Raw genomic sequence first — 14,945 nt, forward strand, 5'->3', positions numbered from 1 at the left:
TTCCGGACCCCGGGGCTCCCCCTTCCGCGAGCGGACGCCCCGGGCCAGGTGCGAACCGGGCTCAGCCGGCGATGAGCGCCTGGTAGGCCTCGGCTTCGAGCAGGGCCTCGAGGCCCGCGCTGTCGTCGAGCCGGATCTCCACGAGCCAGCCCTCGCCGTACGGGTCGGAGTTGATCAGCTCGGGCGACTCGGCGACCGCGTCGTTCACCGCGACGATCTCGCCGTCCACGGGCGCGAACAGCTCGGAGACGCTCTTGGTCGACTCCACCTCGCCGAACACGTCGCCGGTGCCGACCTGCTTGCCCACCTCGGGCAGGTCCACGAACACGACGTCGCCGAGCTGGTCCTGCGCGTACTCGGTGATGCCCACCCGGACCACGGAGCCCGCGCGCGTGGCGACCCACTCGTGTTCCTCGGTGTAGCGGAGTTCTTCCGGAGTGGACAAGGCCGCTCCCCTTCCTCGTGCCGTCTGCTACGGGCAGTCTTCCATCACCGGGGGCGCAGCGCGCGCACGACCTGCACGACGTACAGCACCCCGGACCAGAGGTAGAGCACCCCGCCCCAGATGGTGAACGCGTACGCGATCGGCCGGGCGACCGCGGCCAGGTCCGAGCCGCCCTGGGTGAGCAGCAGGAACGGGAAGGCGTACATCAGCACGAAGGTCGCGCCCTTGCCGATGTAGGTGACCTCGGGCGGCGCGAAGCCGCGGCGGCGCAGCACCAGCACGCAGACCGCGAGCACCAGCTCGCGCAGCACCAGCGGCACCACCACCCACCACGGGATGATGCCGCGCAGCAGGAACGCCACCAGCGTGGCCAGGATGTACAGCCGGTCCGCGGCCGGGTCGAGCAGCTGCCCGAGCCGCGACATCTGGTCCAGCCAGCGGGCGAGCTTGCCGTCGAGCCAGTCGGTCAGCGCGGAGAAGACGAGCACCGCCAGCGCCCAGCCGTCCTCCTTCGGGCCGAGCAGCAGCCACAGGAAGACGGGCACGCCGGCCAGCCGCAGCAGGGACAGCATGTTGGGGACGTTGAACGCCTGCCGCAGCAGGGAAGGCTCCGTCTTGGGCTCGGGGACCGTGGTCACCCGCCCAGCCTAGAGGGGCGGGCAGGCGGGGGAACCGATGGTCACGCGGCCGGGCGCGTCGGCTGGGTGGGGTGCCCGAGGCGCGCGCGGCTGGGCCGCACTGGTCGAGGCGGCGGGGTGCGGTGGGCACGCGCGGGCCGGGATAGCGGCGACGGGGGCCGGTCGCGCCGAGAGGCGTCAGGCGGAGGGATGGTCACGCGGCCGGGGCGCGGGCTCTGCGGCGCCGCGACCCGGCCGCGGGGTTCTGGGGCGTCAGCAGGCGCGGCGGCGGCTGTGGGTCCAGCCGCGGCGCTGGACCTCGGCGCTGCTCAGCGCCTCGGGACGGCCGCGGTAATCGGTGCCGACCCAGCGGGCGCGGCCGGGGCGGCCCTCCAGGACGTAAGGGCGTCCGTCGCACCACACGACGCTGCAGGGGACGGTCGGCGGGGTGGTCGGGGTGGCTGACGGCGGGGCGCTGGGCTCGCTGGCTGCTGAGGTAGTCATCGCTCTCTGGGTTCGGGACGGCGGGACATCGGGGACCACGAACGCTTCAGGCGCTCACCTTGTTCTTCGGCAACCGGGGCGCCCGCGTTAACCGCCCCGGCCCTGATTCGTCCGATCGATTCGGGATGACCGCCCAGTGTTTCCCTGTGTAAACGCGAGATTAATCGTCCACAGTGGACAGTGCGTCAGCGGGACCGGCGCGGCGGGACCACCCGGGCGGCGGTATCTTCGCCCGCCCGCGCCGGGTGTCGGTGCGCCTCGTGTCCGCTCGCGCGGGTCAGAATGACCCGGACGAACCCTTGGCGGAAAGGACTGACGGTGCCCCAGTCGCAGCCTGTGTGGCGGCCGCTGCTCGCGGCGTGGCTCCTGCTGCCGGCGCTGGCCGCCTGTTCGGGTGACCCCGCGCCGCAGTCCTCGCCACCGCCTGTTCCCGCGCCGGTGACGACCTCGTCCGCGGCCCCGTCCACGACCGCCGCTCCCCCGCCGCTGCCGGACACCGCGAAGCCGTCCTCGAGCGCGCCGAAGAAGCCGTCCGCCCCGGCCCCGGCCAAGGCCCCTGGCGCCTGCGGCACGGTCACCGCCGCCAGCGGGCTGACCCTCAACGTGTTCGACAGCCAGGCCGGCGGCGTGCCGTGCGCCGAGGCGATGCGGCTGGTGAAGGAGTTCCACGCGAAGATCGCCGGCCGTCAGGGCTCGGGGTCGAACGACGCGGTGAACGACACCGTCGAGGGCTGGCTGTGCACCTCCGGCCCGCCCGCCGCGCAGGGCGGCACCACCTGCGGCAAGGGCGAGCAGACGGTTTTCGCCGCCGTCGTCCCGTCCGAATAAGCCCCGTCCGAATAACGGCCGGACAGATCAAGCCTTCAGGTCGGGGAAGTCCTCCTCGCGGAACTCGCCCTTCGGCCGGGCGTCGGGGTGCTCGCGACCGCGCAGTTCGACGCGGCGGATCTTGCCCGAGATCGTCTTCGGCAGCTCCGCGAACTCCAGCCGGCGAATCCGCTTGTACGGCGCCAGGTGCTCGCGCGCGTAAGCCAGCACGGCCTTCGCGGTCTCCGCCGACGGCTCGTGGCCGGCGGCGAGCACGACGTACGCCTTCGGCACGTTGAGGCGGATCGCGTCCGGGGCCGGCACGACGGCGGCCTCGGCGACGGCCTCGTGCTCCAGCAGCACGCTCTCCAGCTCGAACGGCGAGATCCGGTAGTCCGAGGCCTTGAACACGTCGTCGGTGCGGCCGACGTAGGTGATGTAGCCGCGTTCGTCGACCGAGCCGACGTCGCCGGTGTGGTAATAACCGCCGGCGAAGGCTTCCGCGGTCCGCTCGTCGTCGCCGGTGTAGCCGGTCATCAGCCCGACCGGGCGGTGCGCCAGGTCCAGGCAGATCTCGCCCTCGGCCGCGCGCTCGCCGGTCACCGGGTCGACCAGGGCGACGGCGAACCCGGGCAGCGGGCGGCCCATCGAGCCCGGCACCACGTCCTGGCCCGGGGTGTTGGCGATCTGGACGCTGCTCTCGGTCTGGCCGAAGCCGTCGCGGATCGTGACGCCCCAGGCCTGCTCGACCTGCTCGATCACCTCGGGGTTCAGCGGCTCCCCCGCGCCGACGACCTTCTTCGGCGGGGTCCGCAATGCGCTCAGGTCGGCCTGGATCAGCATCCGCCAGACCGTGGGCGGCGCGCAGAAGCTGGTCACGCCGCAGCGGTCCATCTGCGCCATCAGGGCCGGCGCGTCGAACCGGTTGTAGTTGTACAGGAACACCGTGGCCTCGGCGTTCCACGGCGCGAACACGTTGCTCCAGGCGTGTTTCGCCCAGCCCGGCGAGGAGATGTTGAGGTGGACGTCGCCCGGCTCCAGGCCGATCCAGTACATTGTGGACAGATGCCCGACCGGGTACGACACGTGCGTGTGCTGCACCAGCTTCGGCTTCGCCGTGGTGCCGGAGGTGAAGTACAGCAGCAGCGGGTCGCCCGCCGGGGTGACGCCGTCCGGGGTGAATTCCGCGGGCTCGGCGTAGGCGGTGGAGTACGAGTGCCAGCCCTCGACCGGCTCCCCGACCGCAATGCGCGTGTAGTCGCCCTCGACGCCTTCGAACTTCGCGGTGTCGGCGGCGCGGATCACCACGTGCTTGGCCTGGCCGCGCTCGACGCGGTCGGTCAGGTCGGCCGGGCCGAGCAGGGTGGACGCCGGGATGATCACCGCGCCCAGCTTGACCGCCGCGAGGATGGTCTCCCACAGCTCGCCCTGGTTGCCCAGCATCAGGATCAGCCGGTCGCCGCGCCGCACGCCGAGGCGGCGCAGCCAGTTCGCGACCCGGTTCGAGCGGGCGGCCATCTCCGGGTACGTCCACCGGTTCTCGGTGCCGTCCTCCTCGACGATCCACAGCGCGTACCGCTCGGCGTTCGCCGGGTCGCGGGCCACCACGTCGAACCAGTCGAGCGCCCAGTTGAACTCGGTCAGCTCGGGCCAGGCGAACTCGCGGACCGCGGTGTCGTAGTCCTCCCGGTGCGCCTGCAGGTAGTCCCGCGCCGCGCGGAACGCCTGATAGCTCTCCGAAGCGCCATTGCTCACGTCGTACTCCCTCGTCCTCGCGGGTCGCCCCCGTTTCTACTCGCCCTTGAACTCCGGCGCCCGCCGCTCCATGAACGCCTGCACGGCTTCGGCGAGATCCTTGCTGGGCAAGAAGGCGGCGTTCCAGGCCGCGACGTACCGCAGCCCCTCGGCGACCTGGCGCTCGGTGTTCGCCGACACCACCTGCTTGGTGCCCTGGACGACCAGCGGCGGGTTCGCGGCGATCTCGGCGGCCAGCTTGCGCGCCTCGGTCAGCAGCGTCTCCTGGTCCTCGTAGACGTCGTTGACCAGGCCGATTTTCTCGGCGCGGGCGGCGTCGATGTCCTTGCCGGTCAGCGCCAGCTCGCGCAGGTGGCCCTCGCCGATGATCGGGGCGAGGCGCTGCAGGCTGCCGATGTCGGCGACGATCGCGACCTTCACCTCGCGCACGCTGAACTTCGCGTCGGCGCTGGCCAGCCGGATGTCGGCGGCGGTGACCACGTCGACGCCGCCGCCGATGCACCAGCCCGAGATCGCGGCGACCACCGGCTTGCGGCACTCGGCGATCGAGCTGACCGCCTGCTGCAGCCGCTGGACCTCGGTGTGGAACTCGGTGCGCGGCCCGGCCAGCGCGTCACCGGCCAGCAGCGGCGCCCAGCCGCCCATCATCGCGGGCAGGTCGAGGCCGTACGAGAAGTGCTTGCCGCTGCCGGTCAGCACGACCGCGCGGACCCGCGGGTCGGCGTCGAGGGCGGCGAAGACCTGGGGCAGCTCGCGCCAGAAATCGGGCCCCATGGCGTTGCCCTTGGACGGGCCGAGCAGGGTGACCTCGGCGACGGGGCCGTCGAGGGCGACCTTCAGGGACACGAGATCGGGCAGGACATCAACGGGTGCGCTCATGGTGGTCATCTTGACTCATCCGGTTGACGCTGTGCCAACGCGGCCGGGAGATGCTTTCCTGGACCAGGAAGCACCGGCCCGACCGCAGCGGAAGAAGGTGGCCCTCATGGCTCCGGCCCAAGCACCGGCGGTGGACGAACCGGCCCCCGAGCCCCGGCCGGTCCGGCGCACCCGCCCGATCGAGCTGTCCGGCTCGTTCCAGCACGAGGGGCAGCGGCTCTGCTACACCGAGTTCGGCGCCGGCGACCGGGTCGTGGTGCTGATGCACGGGATCATGCTGACCCGCCGCATGCACGCGCCGCTGGCCCGCCGGCTGACCCGGTCCGGCTTCCGCGTGGTCACGCTCGACCTGCTCGGGCACGGCGACTCCGACCGGCCCGCCGAATCGTGGCGGTACTCGATGCCGGCGTTCGGGCAGCAGGCGGTGGCGCTGCTGGACCACCTGGGCATCGAGCGCGCGGTGATCGGCGGGACCTCGCTGGGCGCGAACGTGGCGCTGGAGGTCGCCGTCTCGCAGCCCGAGCGCGCGCTGGGGCTGGTGGTGGAGATGCCGGTGCTGGACAACGCGATCGTCGCCGGGCTGCTGACCTTCGCCCCGCTGCTGTTCGCGGCGCGCTTCCTGCCGGTTTCGGTGCGCGGCGTCGCGCTGGCGGCCAACCTGGTGCCGCACGGCAGCCAGTGGGTGGACGTCGTGACGGACACGCTTTCGCAGGAGCCCGCGTCGATGGCCGCGCTGCTGCACGGGGTGCTGTTCGGCCGCATCGCGCCGCCGAAGTCGGTCCGGCGGCAGATCGCCGTGCCCGCGCTGGTGATCGGGCACGAGGGCGACCCGATCCACCCGTTCGGCGACGCGGACACCCTGGCGCTGGACATGCCGCACGCGCAGTTCGTCCAGGCCCGCAGCCCGGTGGAGCTGCGCTTCGACCCGAAGCGCCTGACCACCGCGATCAGCGAGTTCGCCGAGGACTGCTACTCGGACTCGTGAGTGTTCATGACGGTTCTAACCGTCATGAACACTCACGAGCCCAGCCCGGCGACCGGGCCGAACACGATCACCGCAGGCGGACGCACTCCGGCAGCCGCCGCGTCGTCGGCCACCGTGGCCAGCGTCGAGCGCAGCACGCGCTGGGTGCGCATCGTGCCGTCCACGACGACGGCGACCGGGGTTTCGGCCGGGCGGCCGCCTTCCAGCAGTGCCTTGGCGAACTGCGGCAGCCGCTCGACGCCCATCATCAGCACGATCGTGCCGCGCATCCGGGCCAGCAGGGACCAGTCGACGAGCGAGCGGTCGTCCCCCGGGGCGACGTGGCCCGAGACCACCACGACCTCGTGCGCGACGCCGCGGTGGGTGACCGGGACGTCGGCCACCGCGGGCACCGCGAAGGCGCTGGTGATGCCCGGGACCATGGTCACCGGCACGCCCGCTTCGACGCAGGCGAGCACCTCCTCGAAGCCGCGCCCGAACACGTACGGGTCGCCGCCCTTGAGCCGGACGACGAACTTGCCCGCCTTGGCCTTCTCGATCAACGTCCGGTTGATCACGTCCTGGCTCGCCGCGCGGCCGTACGGGATCTTCGCCGCGTCGACGATCTCGACCTCCGGCGCCAGCTCGTCCAGCAGCTCCCGCGGCGCGAGGCGGTCGACGACCACCACGTCGGCGCGCGAGAGCAGCCGCCGTCCGCGGACGGTGATCAGGTCCGGGTCGCCCGGCCCGCCGCCGACCAGCGCGACGCCCGGCAGCTCGGCCTCCTCGCGGCGCGGGGCGCGGCCATCGGCGACCGTGCCCGCGTGCAGGGCGTCCAGCACGCTGTCGCGCACCGCCGCGGACCGCAGCGGCTCGCCGCCGGACAGCACGCCGAACAGCAGCCCGCCGTGGCGGCCGGACGCGGGAGTCACGGCGCTGCCGGACTCGCCCTCGTCGGCGCGGACGCAGAACACCCGCGAGCGCTCGGCTTCGGCGCAGACCGCGGCGTTGACCTCCGGGTCGTCGGTGCAGGCCAGCGCGTACCAGGCGTCGGCGAGATCGCCCTCGGCGTACCGGCGCTGGTGCCAGACGATCTCGCCCGCGTCCGCCATGCCGCTCACCGACGGGCTCGTGTGCGGGGACACCAGTTCCACTCGCGCGCCCGCGCGCACGAGGCGCGGCAGCCGGCGTTGGGCGACGGTGCCGCCGCCGACCATCACGACGCGGCGGCCGGTGAGCTGGAGTCCGGAGAGGTAGTGCGGGTCGTCCATGCCGGGAAGTCTGCCTGGCCGCGCTCGTCAGCGCTCGAGCAGGGCCAGCAGCTCGGTGTTGCCGAACATCGTCGCCGCCTCGATCGCCGACGGCGTGCCCGCTTTCGGGTCCGCACCCCCGTCGAGCAGGGCTTTCACCACGTCCGGCTCGTTCTTGAACACCGCGCCGGCCAGCGGGCTCTGGCCGCGGTCGTTCACCCGGCCCGGGTCCGCGCCGCGCTCGATCAGGGCGGCGACGGCCTCGGCGTGCCCGTGATATGCGGCCAGCATCACCAGGGTGTCGCCGCGATCGTTGGTCAGGTTCGCCGAAATCCCGGCCTCGACGTAGGCGATCAGGCTCTTCGTGTCGCCCGAGCGCGCCATGCCGAACACGCGGGCCCAGAGGTCGAGCAGCTGCGGGTCGATTTCGTCGTCCGGCGTGGTCATGGGCACCAGTTTTCCACAACCGCGGCCGGCCCTCCCGGCGTTCCGGGAGGGCCGGTCCGTCAGCCCCGCGATGACGACGGGTACGGCAGCAGCGCCATCTCGCGCGCGTTCTTGATCGCCGTGGCCACCTGCTTCTGCTGCTTCGGCGTCAGCCCGGTGACGCGGCGGGCGCGGATCTTGCCGCGGTCGGAGATGAACTTCCGCAGCAGATCGGCGTCCTTCCAGTCCACGTGCGTGATCTTGTTGGCGTGCAACGGGTTCGCCTTGCGCCGGAAGACGCGCTCGCGGCTCACCAGCTGGACTTCGAAACGCCGGGCAGCTCGCCGTTGTGCGCCATCTGCCGCATGCGCACCCGGGACAGGCCGAACTTGCGGAGGTAGCCGCGCGGGCGCCCGTCGGCGGTGTCGCGGTTGCGGACGCGGGTGGCGCTCGCGTCGCGCGGCATCTTCTGCAACGCCACCACCGCGTCCGCCTTCTCCTGCGGCGAGGACGCGGGCGAGGCGATGACCGCCTTGAGCGCCCGGCGGCGTTCGACGTAGCGCGCGGCGACGACCTTGCGCTGCTCGTTCTTCGCGATCTTCGACTTCTTCGCCATCAGCGCTCTTCCTTGAACTCGACGTGCTTGCGCGCCACGGGGTCGTACTTGCGCAGGACCATCCGGTCCGGGTCGTTGCGGCGGTTCTTCTTCGTGACGTACGTGTATCCGGTGCCGGCGGTGGACCGCAGCTTGATGATCGGCCGGATGTCGGTGCTCTTCGCCATCTAGAGCTTCACCCCCTTCGCCTTCAGCTCGGCCACGACGGACTCGATGCCGCGCTTGTCGATCGTCTTCATGCCCTTGGCCGAAACCTTGAGCCGCACCGTGCGGCCGAGGCTGGGCACGAAGTAGCGGCGGGTCTGCAGATTCGGCTCCCAGCGCCGCGACGTCCGGCGGTGCGAGTGCGAGACCTGCTTGCCGTAGCCCGGCTTGCGGCCGGTGACCTGGCACACGGCTGACACGGACCCTCCCGAGTTGGTAGTGACATTCGTTTTCAATTACGCTGCCACCGTACCCCGCCCCGTCAACTGGAGCTTCAGTGACCCAACACCCGCGTGTCCCGCTCGTCCTCGTCAGCGGGCTCGCCCCGGAACCGAACGACGAGCTGTCCGAACTGCTGCGCCGGGCCGGCCCCGGGATCGCCGTGGTCCACCACGATTTGCGTCAAATCGGCGACGGCGTCGTGCGGCGGCGAATCCGGCTCGGCCCTCGCGACGAGCTGACCGCCCTCGAACTCGCGCACGGCTGCGTCAACTGCACGCTGCGCGAGGACCTGCTGCCGCTGCTGCGCCGGCTCGCCCGGATGCCGCAGGTGAGCGGGATCGTCGTGCGGCTCGACGAGGCCATGGAGCCCGAGCCGGTGAGCTGGGCGATCCAGCACGTGCTGGTCGGCGACCGGCCGGTGAGCGAGGACGTCGAGATCGAGGCGGTGTTCACCGTCCTGGACTGCGCCACCTGGCTCGACGACGCCACCGGTGACGAGCTGCTCGTCGAGCGCGCTCTGCAAGGCAGCCCCGAAGACGAGCGCACCGTCGCGCAAGTCGCGCTCGCACAAGCCGAATTCGCCGACGTGCTGGTGCTCGCCGGCGCGGCGACGGACGCCTGGAACGCGGCGAAGTCGGCCGCGGTGCTCGATCGCGTCGCCCCGTCGGTGCCGCGCGTCGAGCTGAGCCGGACCGATGTCGCCGGGCTGTACGCCGCTGTTCCTGCCGACGCGCGCCGCGGCGAAGTCGGCGACATGCACGGCGCCCTGCTGCGCGGCCAGCCACCGCTGCACCCGGACTGCGGCATCGAGCTGCTCGTGTTCACCGCGCAGCGGCCGTTCCACCCCGAGCGCCTGCACGACGCGATCGACCTGCTGCTCGACGGCGTCGTGCGGACTCGCGGCCGCGCCTGGGTGGCGAGTCAACCGGACGTGGCGTTCTGGATCGAGTCGGCGGGCGGCGGCCTCGGCATCGGGCACGCGGGGCCGTGGCTCGCCTCCCCCGGCGGCCCCGATTGGGTCGAGGTCTCCCCCGAGCGCCGCACGCTGGCGTCGCTGCGCTGGGACCCGGTGCACGGCGACCGCGCGCAGGAACTCGTGGTGGTCACCGACCAGGCGGCGCCCGAGGAGATCGAGCAGGCGCTGCTCGGCGCCTTGCTGACCGACGAGGAGCTGGCCGAGGGCGAGACAGCCTGGCGCGACTACCCCGATCCGTTCGGGGAATGGCACGAAGACCCGTGCGAGGACACCGAAACCGAGGCGGACCGGCACGCGACGGCCGCCCAGCGAAAGGACGAAACGCAGTGAAACCCGGCATCCACCCCGACTACCACCCCGTGGTCTTCAAGGACACCTCCACCGGCGACGCCTTCCTGACCCGCTCCACCGCCACCTCGGACAAGACCATCGAGTGGACCGACGGGCACACGTACCCGCTCGTGACGGTCGACATCAGCTCGTGGTCGCACCCGTTCTGGACCGGCAACCAGCGGATCATGGACTCCGCGGGCCAGGTCGAGAAGTTCCACCGCCGCTACGGCCGCCGCACGCCGGGCGGTGCCCGCTGATGGCCGTCCCGAAGCGCAAGAAGTCGCGCAGCAACACCCGGTCCCGGCGCGCGCAGTGGAAGGCGGCCGTGCCGGACCTGGTGCCGATCACTGTGGACGGTGAGCGGAAACTGGTGCCACGCAAGCTGATCAAGCACTTCCAGCGGCTGGACCGGTGACGGTCACCGTCCTTTCCGGATTCCTCGGCGCCGGGAAGACGACGCTGCTCAACCACATCCTCGCCAACCGCGCGGGGCTGCGGGTGGCCGTGATCGTCAACGACATGAGCGAGGTGAACATCGACGCCGCCCTGCTGCGCGACAGCGTGTCGCGCACCGAGGAGCGGCTCGTCGAGCTGACCAACGGGTGCATCTGCTGCACCCTGCGCGAGGACCTGCTCGACGAGGTGGCCCGCCTCGGCGCCGAGGGCCGGTTCGAGCACCTGCTCATCGAGTCGAGCGGGATCTCCGAGCCGATGCCGGTGGCGGCCACGTTCGCCTTCACCGGGGACGACGGCGGGCCGGTGCTGCGCGACGCCCGGCTGGACACCATGGTCACCGTCGTCGACGCGGTGAATTTCGGCCGCGAGCTGGCGGGCGGCGACTCGCTCGTCGAGCGGCACCTGGACCAGTACGAGGGTGACGAGCGCACGGTCAGCGACCTGCTGATGGACCAGGTCGAGTTCGCGGATGTGCTGCTGCTGAACAAAACCGACCTGGTGCCGGCCGCCGAGCGGGACCGGCTGGTGGCCGCGCTGCGGCGGCTGAACCCGGCGGCCGACGTGGTCACGTCCAGCTTCGGCCGGGTGCCGCTGGACCGGGTGTTCGGCACCGGGCGTTACGACGCCGAGCGCGCGCAGGAGGCGCCGGGCTGGGTCGCCGAGCTGAACGGCGACCACGTGCCGGAGACCGAGGAGTACGGCATCTCCAGCGTGGTGTTCCGCGCCGGGCGGGCGTTCGACCCGTGGCGGCTGTGGGACTTCGTGACCTCACGGCTCGGTCCCGGTGAGTCGGGCCCGGGTGAATTCGGGACTGTGCTGCGGTCGAAGGGGTTCTTCACGCTCGCCTCCCGGCCGGGCACGCTCGGGCTGTGGTCGCAGGCGGGCAGCGTGGCGCGGTTCGAACCACAGGGGGTCGCCGACGGGCACCGGCAGGAGCTGGTGTTCATCGGCGTCGGCCTGGACGGCGACGCTCTGCTGGCCGCGCTCGGCGGGTGTCTCACCGACGAGCCGGTGAGCGGCGACCCGTTCCCGGAGTGGGCACCGGTCCACGTCCACTGAGTTCCGGGCAAACCGGACCCGGTGTCACATTTCGCGGGGCTGTCCCGTCCCCGGGTGGACAGCCCCGCGGAAAGGACGTCCATGTACGCCGCCTATCTCACCGTCACCCTGCTCACCTCGGTGTTCACCGGCACCGCCGCCACGTTCTACCTGATCCGGCACGACTACCCCTTGGCGCAGGCCGATATGAAGGGCGTTCCGCGGTCGTGGGTGCCGCTGCTCGGCGCGGCGCTGGCGGCGGGTTCGCTGGGGTTGCTGGCCGGGCTCGCGGTGCCGCTGCTGGGCGTCCTCGCCGCCGGCGGACTGGTGCTGTACTTCCTCGGCGCGCTCGCCGCCCACCTGCGGGTCGGCTCCCGTCAGCTCGTCGGCGGGGTCGTGTTCCTCGCCTTGGCAGCGGCTTCCCTGGTGCTGAACCTCGGCTCCCCCACCGTCTGACCGAACTGCGCTTTTCGGTGCGGTCAGGGCGTTTCGTGAAGGTTGATCAACCCAGGTTTATCAGTCTAGGTTGACGATCGTGACGGAGCGGATCGGCAAGGAGCTGCTCCAGGCCGGCACCGACCTGCGGGTGGTGCTCGGGCGGCTGGTGCGGCGGATGCGGCAGGGGTACGTCGTCGGCGAGGCGACGCTGACGGAAAGCTCGGTGCTCTCGCGGCTCGACCGCGACGGCCCGGCCACGCCCGGCTGCCTGGCCGAGCTCGAACGGGTCAAGCCGCAGGCCATGGGCGTGACGCTGGCCGGGCTGGTCGAGCGCGGCCTGGTCTCCCGCAGCCCGGACGCCGCCGACGGGCGGCGCGTGGTCATGTCCGTCACCGGCTCCGGGCGCAAGCTCCTGACCGACCGGCGCTCGCACAACACCCGGCGGCTCACCGAGGCGCTGGCCGGCAAGTTCAGCGCCGACGAGCGCCGCAGGCTCATCGAGGTGATCCCGTTGCTCGAACGGCTGGCGGACGAGCTGTGACCACCACGGCCACGGCGCCGGGCGGCCGCTACAAGTGGGTCGCGCTGTCCAACACCACCCTCGGCGTGCTGATGTCGGCCCTCGACGGGTCGATCGTGATCATCTCGCTGCCCGCCATCTTCCGCGGCATCGGGCTGGACCCGCTGGCGCCGGGCAACATCGGCTACCTGCTCTGGATGATCCTGGGCTACCTGCTGGTCTCGGCCGTGCTGGTGGTGACGCTCGGCCGGCTCGGCGACATGTTCGGCCGGGTCAAGATGTACAACGTCGGGTTCGTCATCTTCAGCGTCGCCTCGGTGGCGCTGTCGTTCGACCCGTTCCACGCCGGCAGCGGCGCGATGTGGCTGATCGGCTGGCGGATCGTGCAGGCCGTGGGCGGGTCGATGCTGACCGCCAACTCGGCCGCGATCCTCACCGACGCGTTCCCGCGCGAGCAGCGCGGCATGGCGCTGGGCATCAACCAGATCACCGCGCTGGCCGGGCAGTTCCTCGGCCTGGTCGTGGGCGGGCTGCTGGCCGAGATCGACTGGCGCGCGGTGTTCTGGGTGAGCGTGCCGTTCGGCATCCTCGGCACGGTGTGGTCGATCCGCAGCCTGCGCGAGATCGGCGAGCCGCGCCGGGCCCGGATCGACTGGGGCGGCAACATCACCTTCGCCGTGGGCACCGCGCTGCTGCTGGCCGCGATCACCTACGGCATCCAGCCGTACGGCGGCGCGGCCACCGGCTGGGGCAGCCCGTGGGTGCTCGGCGGGATCGGCGCCGGGATCCTGCTGCTGATCGCCTTCTGCGTGATCGAGACGCGGGTGAAGGCGCCGATGTTCCAGCTGTCGCTGTTCCGGATCCGGGCGTTCAGCGCGGGCAACCTGGCCGCGCTGCTCACCGCGATCGCGCGCGGCGGGCTGCAGTTCATGCTGATCATCTGGCTGCAGGGGATCTGGCTGCCGCTGCACGGGTACGACTACGAGAAGACCCCGCTGTGGGCGGGCATCTACCTGCTGCCGCTGACGATCGGGTTCCTGATCGCCGGGCCGGTTTCGGGTTACCTGTCGGACCGGTTCGGCGCGCGGCTGTTCTCCACCGGCGGGCTGGTGCTCGTCGCCGGTTCGTTCCTCGGGCTGCTCGCGCTGCCGGTGGACTTCAGCTATCCGGCGTTCGCCGCGCTGCTGGTGATCAGCGGGCTCGGGCAGGGCATGTTCTCCGCGCCCAACACCTCGGCGATCATGAGCAGCGTGCCGGACCACCAGCGCGGGGTCGCCTCGGGCATGCGGGCGACCTTCCAGAACTCCGGCACCGCGCTGTCGATCGGCGTGTTCTTCTCGCTGATGATCGCCGGGCTGGCCGGCTCGCTGCCGCAGACGCTGACCGGCGGCCTGCTGGCCCACGGCGTGCCGGCCGGCGTGGCCACGAACGTCGCGCAGCTGCCGCCGGTGAGCACCCTGTTCGCCGCGTTCCTGGGCAGCAACCCGATGGCGCACCTGCTCGGCCCGGGTGTCCTTTCCGGACTGCCGCCGGCCGACGCGGCCGCGCTGACCGGCAAGGAGTTCTTCCCCGGCCTCATCTCCGGCCCGTTCCACCACGGGCTGGTCACGGTCTTCACGGCGGCCGCCGTGATGGCGCTGGTCGCCGGGCTCGCCTCGGTGTCCCGCGGCAAGCGCTACTTCCACGCCGAACCCGTCCAGGACAGTTCCGCCCAGCAGAAGGAGAACGGATGAACGACACGCTCACCGCGGGCACCGTCACGATCACCGGGCACGGCGGTGACGAGATCGAGGCGTACCTGGCCCGCCCGCTGGACCCCGCGCCGCGCGGTGGCGTCGTGGTGATCCACCACATGCCCGGCTACGACGCCTCGACCAAGGAGATGGTGCGCCGCTTCGCCGCCGAGGGCTTCGCCGCGCTGTGCCCGAACCTCTACTCGCGCGAGGCGCCGGGCGCGAGCCCGGACGACGCCGCCGCGGCCGTCCGCGCCGCCGGCGGGGTGCCGGACGAGCGGCTGGTCGGTGACGTCGAGGGCGCGGCCGCGTACCTCAAGGCGCTGGACAACGCGAACGGCAAGATCGGCGTGATCGGGCACTGCTCCGGTGGCCGCCAGACCTTCCTGACCGCCTGCTCGCTGCCGGTGGACGCGGCCGTGGACTGCTACGGCGCGTTTGTGGTCAACGAGCCGCCACCCGGCATGCCGGCCACGATGAAGCCACTGCTCGGCCTCGCGCCGCGGCTGTCCGCCCCGCTGCTGGGCATCTTCGGCGCCGAGGACAAGTTCCCCGCGCCCGAGGAGACCGCGGTGCTCGCCGCCGAACTCGACCGGCTCGGCAAGGAGCACGAGTTCCACACCTACGACGGCGCCGGGCACGCGTTCTTCGCCGTCGACAGGCCGAGCTACCGCCCCGAGGCGGCCAAGGACGGCTGGGCCAAGATCCTCGAGTTCTACGGCCGCCACCTGGCCGCCTGACCATCCGACCGTCTCACCGTCC

General features: G+C 72.0%; 21 protein-coding genes. 10 read left to right on the plus strand and 11 right to left on the minus strand.

What is annotated here, in order from left to right; all coding sequences use genetic code 11:
* Positions 1–61 precede the first annotated feature (61 nt).
* From gcvH to OG371_RS40700, 3 genes are all read right to left on the minus strand, one after another.
* Complete coding sequence (gene gcvH, locus OG371_RS40690; protein WP_329061956.1) at positions 62–445, minus strand: glycine cleavage system protein GcvH; 384 nt, start codon at positions 443–445, stop codon at positions 62–64.
* Between the two features lie 44 nt (positions 446–489).
* Positions 490–1,083, minus strand: coding sequence for a CDP-alcohol phosphatidyltransferase family protein (locus OG371_RS40695; RefSeq protein ID WP_091613257.1), 594 nt, complete (start codon positions 1,081–1,083; stop codon positions 490–492).
* A gap of 252 nt (positions 1,084–1,335) precedes the next feature.
* The gene (locus OG371_RS40700) at positions 1,336–1,566 is read right to left on the minus strand and encodes a hypothetical protein (protein ID WP_329061960.1); all 231 of its coding nucleotides are present in this window, start codon (positions 1,564–1,566) and stop codon (positions 1,336–1,338) included.
* Between the two features lie 318 nt (positions 1,567–1,884).
* On the opposite strand from OG371_RS40700, the gene OG371_RS40705 reads away from it, so the two are divergent.
* Positions 1,885–2,394: a hypothetical protein gene (locus OG371_RS40705; RefSeq protein ID WP_329061962.1), complete on the plus strand. Its 510-nt coding sequence runs from the start codon at positions 1,885–1,887 to the stop codon at positions 2,392–2,394.
* A gap of 27 nt (positions 2,395–2,421) precedes the next feature.
* On the opposite strand, the gene OG371_RS40710 is transcribed toward OG371_RS40705, so the two are convergent.
* Together OG371_RS40710 and OG371_RS40715 are read right to left on the minus strand one after the other, a co-directional pair.
* Complete coding sequence (locus tag OG371_RS40710; RefSeq protein WP_329061964.1) at positions 2,422–4,128, minus strand: AMP-binding protein; 1,707 nt, start codon at positions 4,126–4,128, stop codon at positions 2,422–2,424.
* 36 nt (positions 4,129–4,164) lie between these two features.
* Positions 4,165–5,007, minus strand: coding sequence for a crotonase/enoyl-CoA hydratase family protein (locus OG371_RS40715; RefSeq protein ID WP_329061966.1), 843 nt, complete (start codon positions 5,005–5,007; stop codon positions 4,165–4,167).
* A gap of 106 nt (positions 5,008–5,113) precedes the next feature.
* Between OG371_RS40715 and OG371_RS40720 the strand changes: the two genes are divergently transcribed.
* Entirely contained in the window at positions 5,114–5,992 is an 879-nt protein-coding gene (locus OG371_RS40720; protein WP_329061968.1) for an alpha/beta fold hydrolase, read from the plus strand.
* Positions 5,993–6,024: 32 nt separating this feature from the next.
* Here OG371_RS40720 and cobA read toward each other — a convergent pair whose 3' ends face one another.
* From cobA to rpmB, 6 genes are read right to left on the minus strand one after another with little or no spacing between them, the layout of a single operon-like run.
* The gene (gene cobA, locus OG371_RS40725; RefSeq protein WP_329061970.1) at positions 6,025–7,242 is read right to left on the minus strand and encodes a uroporphyrinogen-III C-methyltransferase; all 1,218 of its coding nucleotides are present in this window, start codon (positions 7,240–7,242) and stop codon (positions 6,025–6,027) included.
* 27 nt (positions 7,243–7,269) lie between these two features.
* Positions 7,270–7,668, minus strand: a complete 399-nt coding sequence (locus tag OG371_RS40730) for an ankyrin repeat domain-containing protein (RefSeq protein ID WP_329061971.1) — start codon at positions 7,666–7,668, stop codon at positions 7,270–7,272.
* Positions 7,669–7,727: 59 nt separating this feature from the next.
* Complete coding sequence (rpsR, locus tag OG371_RS40735; protein WP_329061973.1) at positions 7,728–7,961, minus strand: 30S ribosomal protein S18; 234 nt, start codon at positions 7,959–7,961, stop codon at positions 7,728–7,730.
* Complete coding sequence (gene rpsN / locus OG371_RS40740) at positions 7,958–8,263, minus strand: 30S ribosomal protein S14 (RefSeq protein WP_329061975.1); 306 nt, start codon at positions 8,261–8,263, stop codon at positions 7,958–7,960. The genes rpsR and rpsN overlap by 4 nt, the downstream gene beginning before the upstream one ends.
* Complete coding sequence (rpmG, locus tag OG371_RS40745; protein WP_005149953.1) at positions 8,263–8,430, minus strand: 50S ribosomal protein L33; 168 nt, start codon at positions 8,428–8,430, stop codon at positions 8,263–8,265. Before rpmG ends, rpsN begins: the two co-directional genes overlap by 1 nt.
* Positions 8,431–8,667, minus strand: coding sequence for a 50S ribosomal protein L28 (gene rpmB, locus OG371_RS40750; RefSeq protein WP_329061978.1), 237 nt, complete (start codon positions 8,665–8,667; stop codon positions 8,431–8,433).
* Between the two features lie 77 nt (positions 8,668–8,744).
* On the opposite strand from rpmB, the gene mrf reads away from it, so the two are divergent.
* The 8 genes from mrf to OG371_RS40790 all read left to right on the plus strand — a co-directional run bounded on the left by mrf (position 8,745) and on the right by OG371_RS40790 (position 14,923).
* A complete protein-coding gene (gene mrf / locus OG371_RS40755; protein ID WP_329061980.1) occupies positions 8,745–9,995 on the plus strand; it encodes a ribosome hibernation factor-recruiting GTPase MRF in 1,251 nt (416 codons plus the stop codon).
* Complete coding sequence (locus OG371_RS40760) at positions 9,992–10,255, plus strand: type B 50S ribosomal protein L31 (protein ID WP_329061982.1); 264 nt, start codon at positions 9,992–9,994, stop codon at positions 10,253–10,255. Before mrf ends, OG371_RS40760 begins: the two co-directional genes overlap by 4 nt.
* Entirely contained in the window at positions 10,255–10,413 is a 159-nt protein-coding gene (gene rpmF / locus OG371_RS40765; RefSeq protein WP_329061984.1) for a 50S ribosomal protein L32, read from the plus strand. Before OG371_RS40760 ends, rpmF begins: the two co-directional genes overlap by 1 nt.
* Positions 10,410–11,513 (plus strand): GTP-binding protein, encoded by a 1,104-nt coding sequence (locus tag OG371_RS40770; protein ID WP_329061986.1) that lies wholly within the window; start codon positions 10,410–10,412, stop codon positions 11,511–11,513. The genes rpmF and OG371_RS40770 overlap by 4 nt, the downstream gene beginning before the upstream one ends.
* Before the next feature lie 81 nt (positions 11,514–11,594).
* Positions 11,595–11,948, plus strand: a complete 354-nt coding sequence (locus OG371_RS40775; protein ID WP_329061988.1) for a DoxX family protein — start codon at positions 11,595–11,597, stop codon at positions 11,946–11,948.
* 79 nt (positions 11,949–12,027) lie between these two features.
* Entirely contained in the window at positions 12,028–12,471 is a 444-nt protein-coding gene (locus tag OG371_RS40780; protein WP_329061989.1) for a MarR family winged helix-turn-helix transcriptional regulator, read from the plus strand.
* A complete protein-coding gene (locus tag OG371_RS40785; protein ID WP_329061992.1) occupies positions 12,468–14,183 on the plus strand; it encodes an MFS transporter in 1,716 nt (571 codons plus the stop codon). The genes OG371_RS40780 and OG371_RS40785 overlap by 4 nt, the downstream gene beginning before the upstream one ends.
* Positions 14,180–14,923, plus strand: a complete 744-nt coding sequence (locus OG371_RS40790; RefSeq protein WP_329061994.1) for a dienelactone hydrolase family protein — start codon at positions 14,180–14,182, stop codon at positions 14,921–14,923. The genes OG371_RS40785 and OG371_RS40790 overlap by 4 nt, the downstream gene beginning before the upstream one ends.
* Positions 14,924–14,945: the final 22 nt, after the last annotated feature.

Source organism: Amycolatopsis sp. NBC_01480, assembly GCF_036227205.1.
Classification (GTDB): domain Bacteria; phylum Actinomycetota; class Actinomycetes; order Mycobacteriales; family Pseudonocardiaceae; genus Amycolatopsis.

Coding starts and splice junctions, on each gene's coding strand:
- OG371_RS40700 (WP_329061960.1), bottom strand. CDS start 1,566: ATGACTACCTCAGCAGCCAGCGAGCCCAGCGCCCCGCCGTCAGCCACC.
- OG371_RS40790 (WP_329061994.1), top strand. CDS start 14,180: ATGAACGACACGCTCACCGCGGGCACCGTCACGATCACCGGGCACGGC.
- cobA (WP_329061970.1), bottom strand. CDS start 7,242: ATGGACGACCCGCACTACCTCTCCGGACTCCAGCTCACCGGCCGCCGC.
- OG371_RS40715 (WP_329061966.1), bottom strand. CDS start 5,007: ATGAGCGCACCCGTTGATGTCCTGCCCGATCTCGTGTCCCTGAAGGTC.
- OG371_RS40775 (WP_329061988.1), top strand. CDS start 11,595: ATGTACGCCGCCTATCTCACCGTCACCCTGCTCACCTCGGTGTTCACC.
- rpmF (WP_329061984.1), top strand. CDS start 10,255: ATGGCCGTCCCGAAGCGCAAGAAGTCGCGCAGCAACACCCGGTCCCGG.
- rpmG (WP_005149953.1), bottom strand. CDS start 8,430: ATGGCGAAGAGCACCGACATCCGGCCGATCATCAAGCTGCGGTCCACC.
- rpsN (WP_329061975.1), bottom strand. CDS start 8,263: ATGGCGAAGAAGTCGAAGATCGCGAAGAACGAGCAGCGCAAGGTCGTC.
- OG371_RS40720 (WP_329061968.1), top strand. CDS start 5,114: ATGGCTCCGGCCCAAGCACCGGCGGTGGACGAACCGGCCCCCGAGCCC.
- OG371_RS40730 (WP_329061971.1), bottom strand. CDS start 7,668: ATGACCACGCCGGACGACGAAATCGACCCGCAGCTGCTCGACCTCTGG.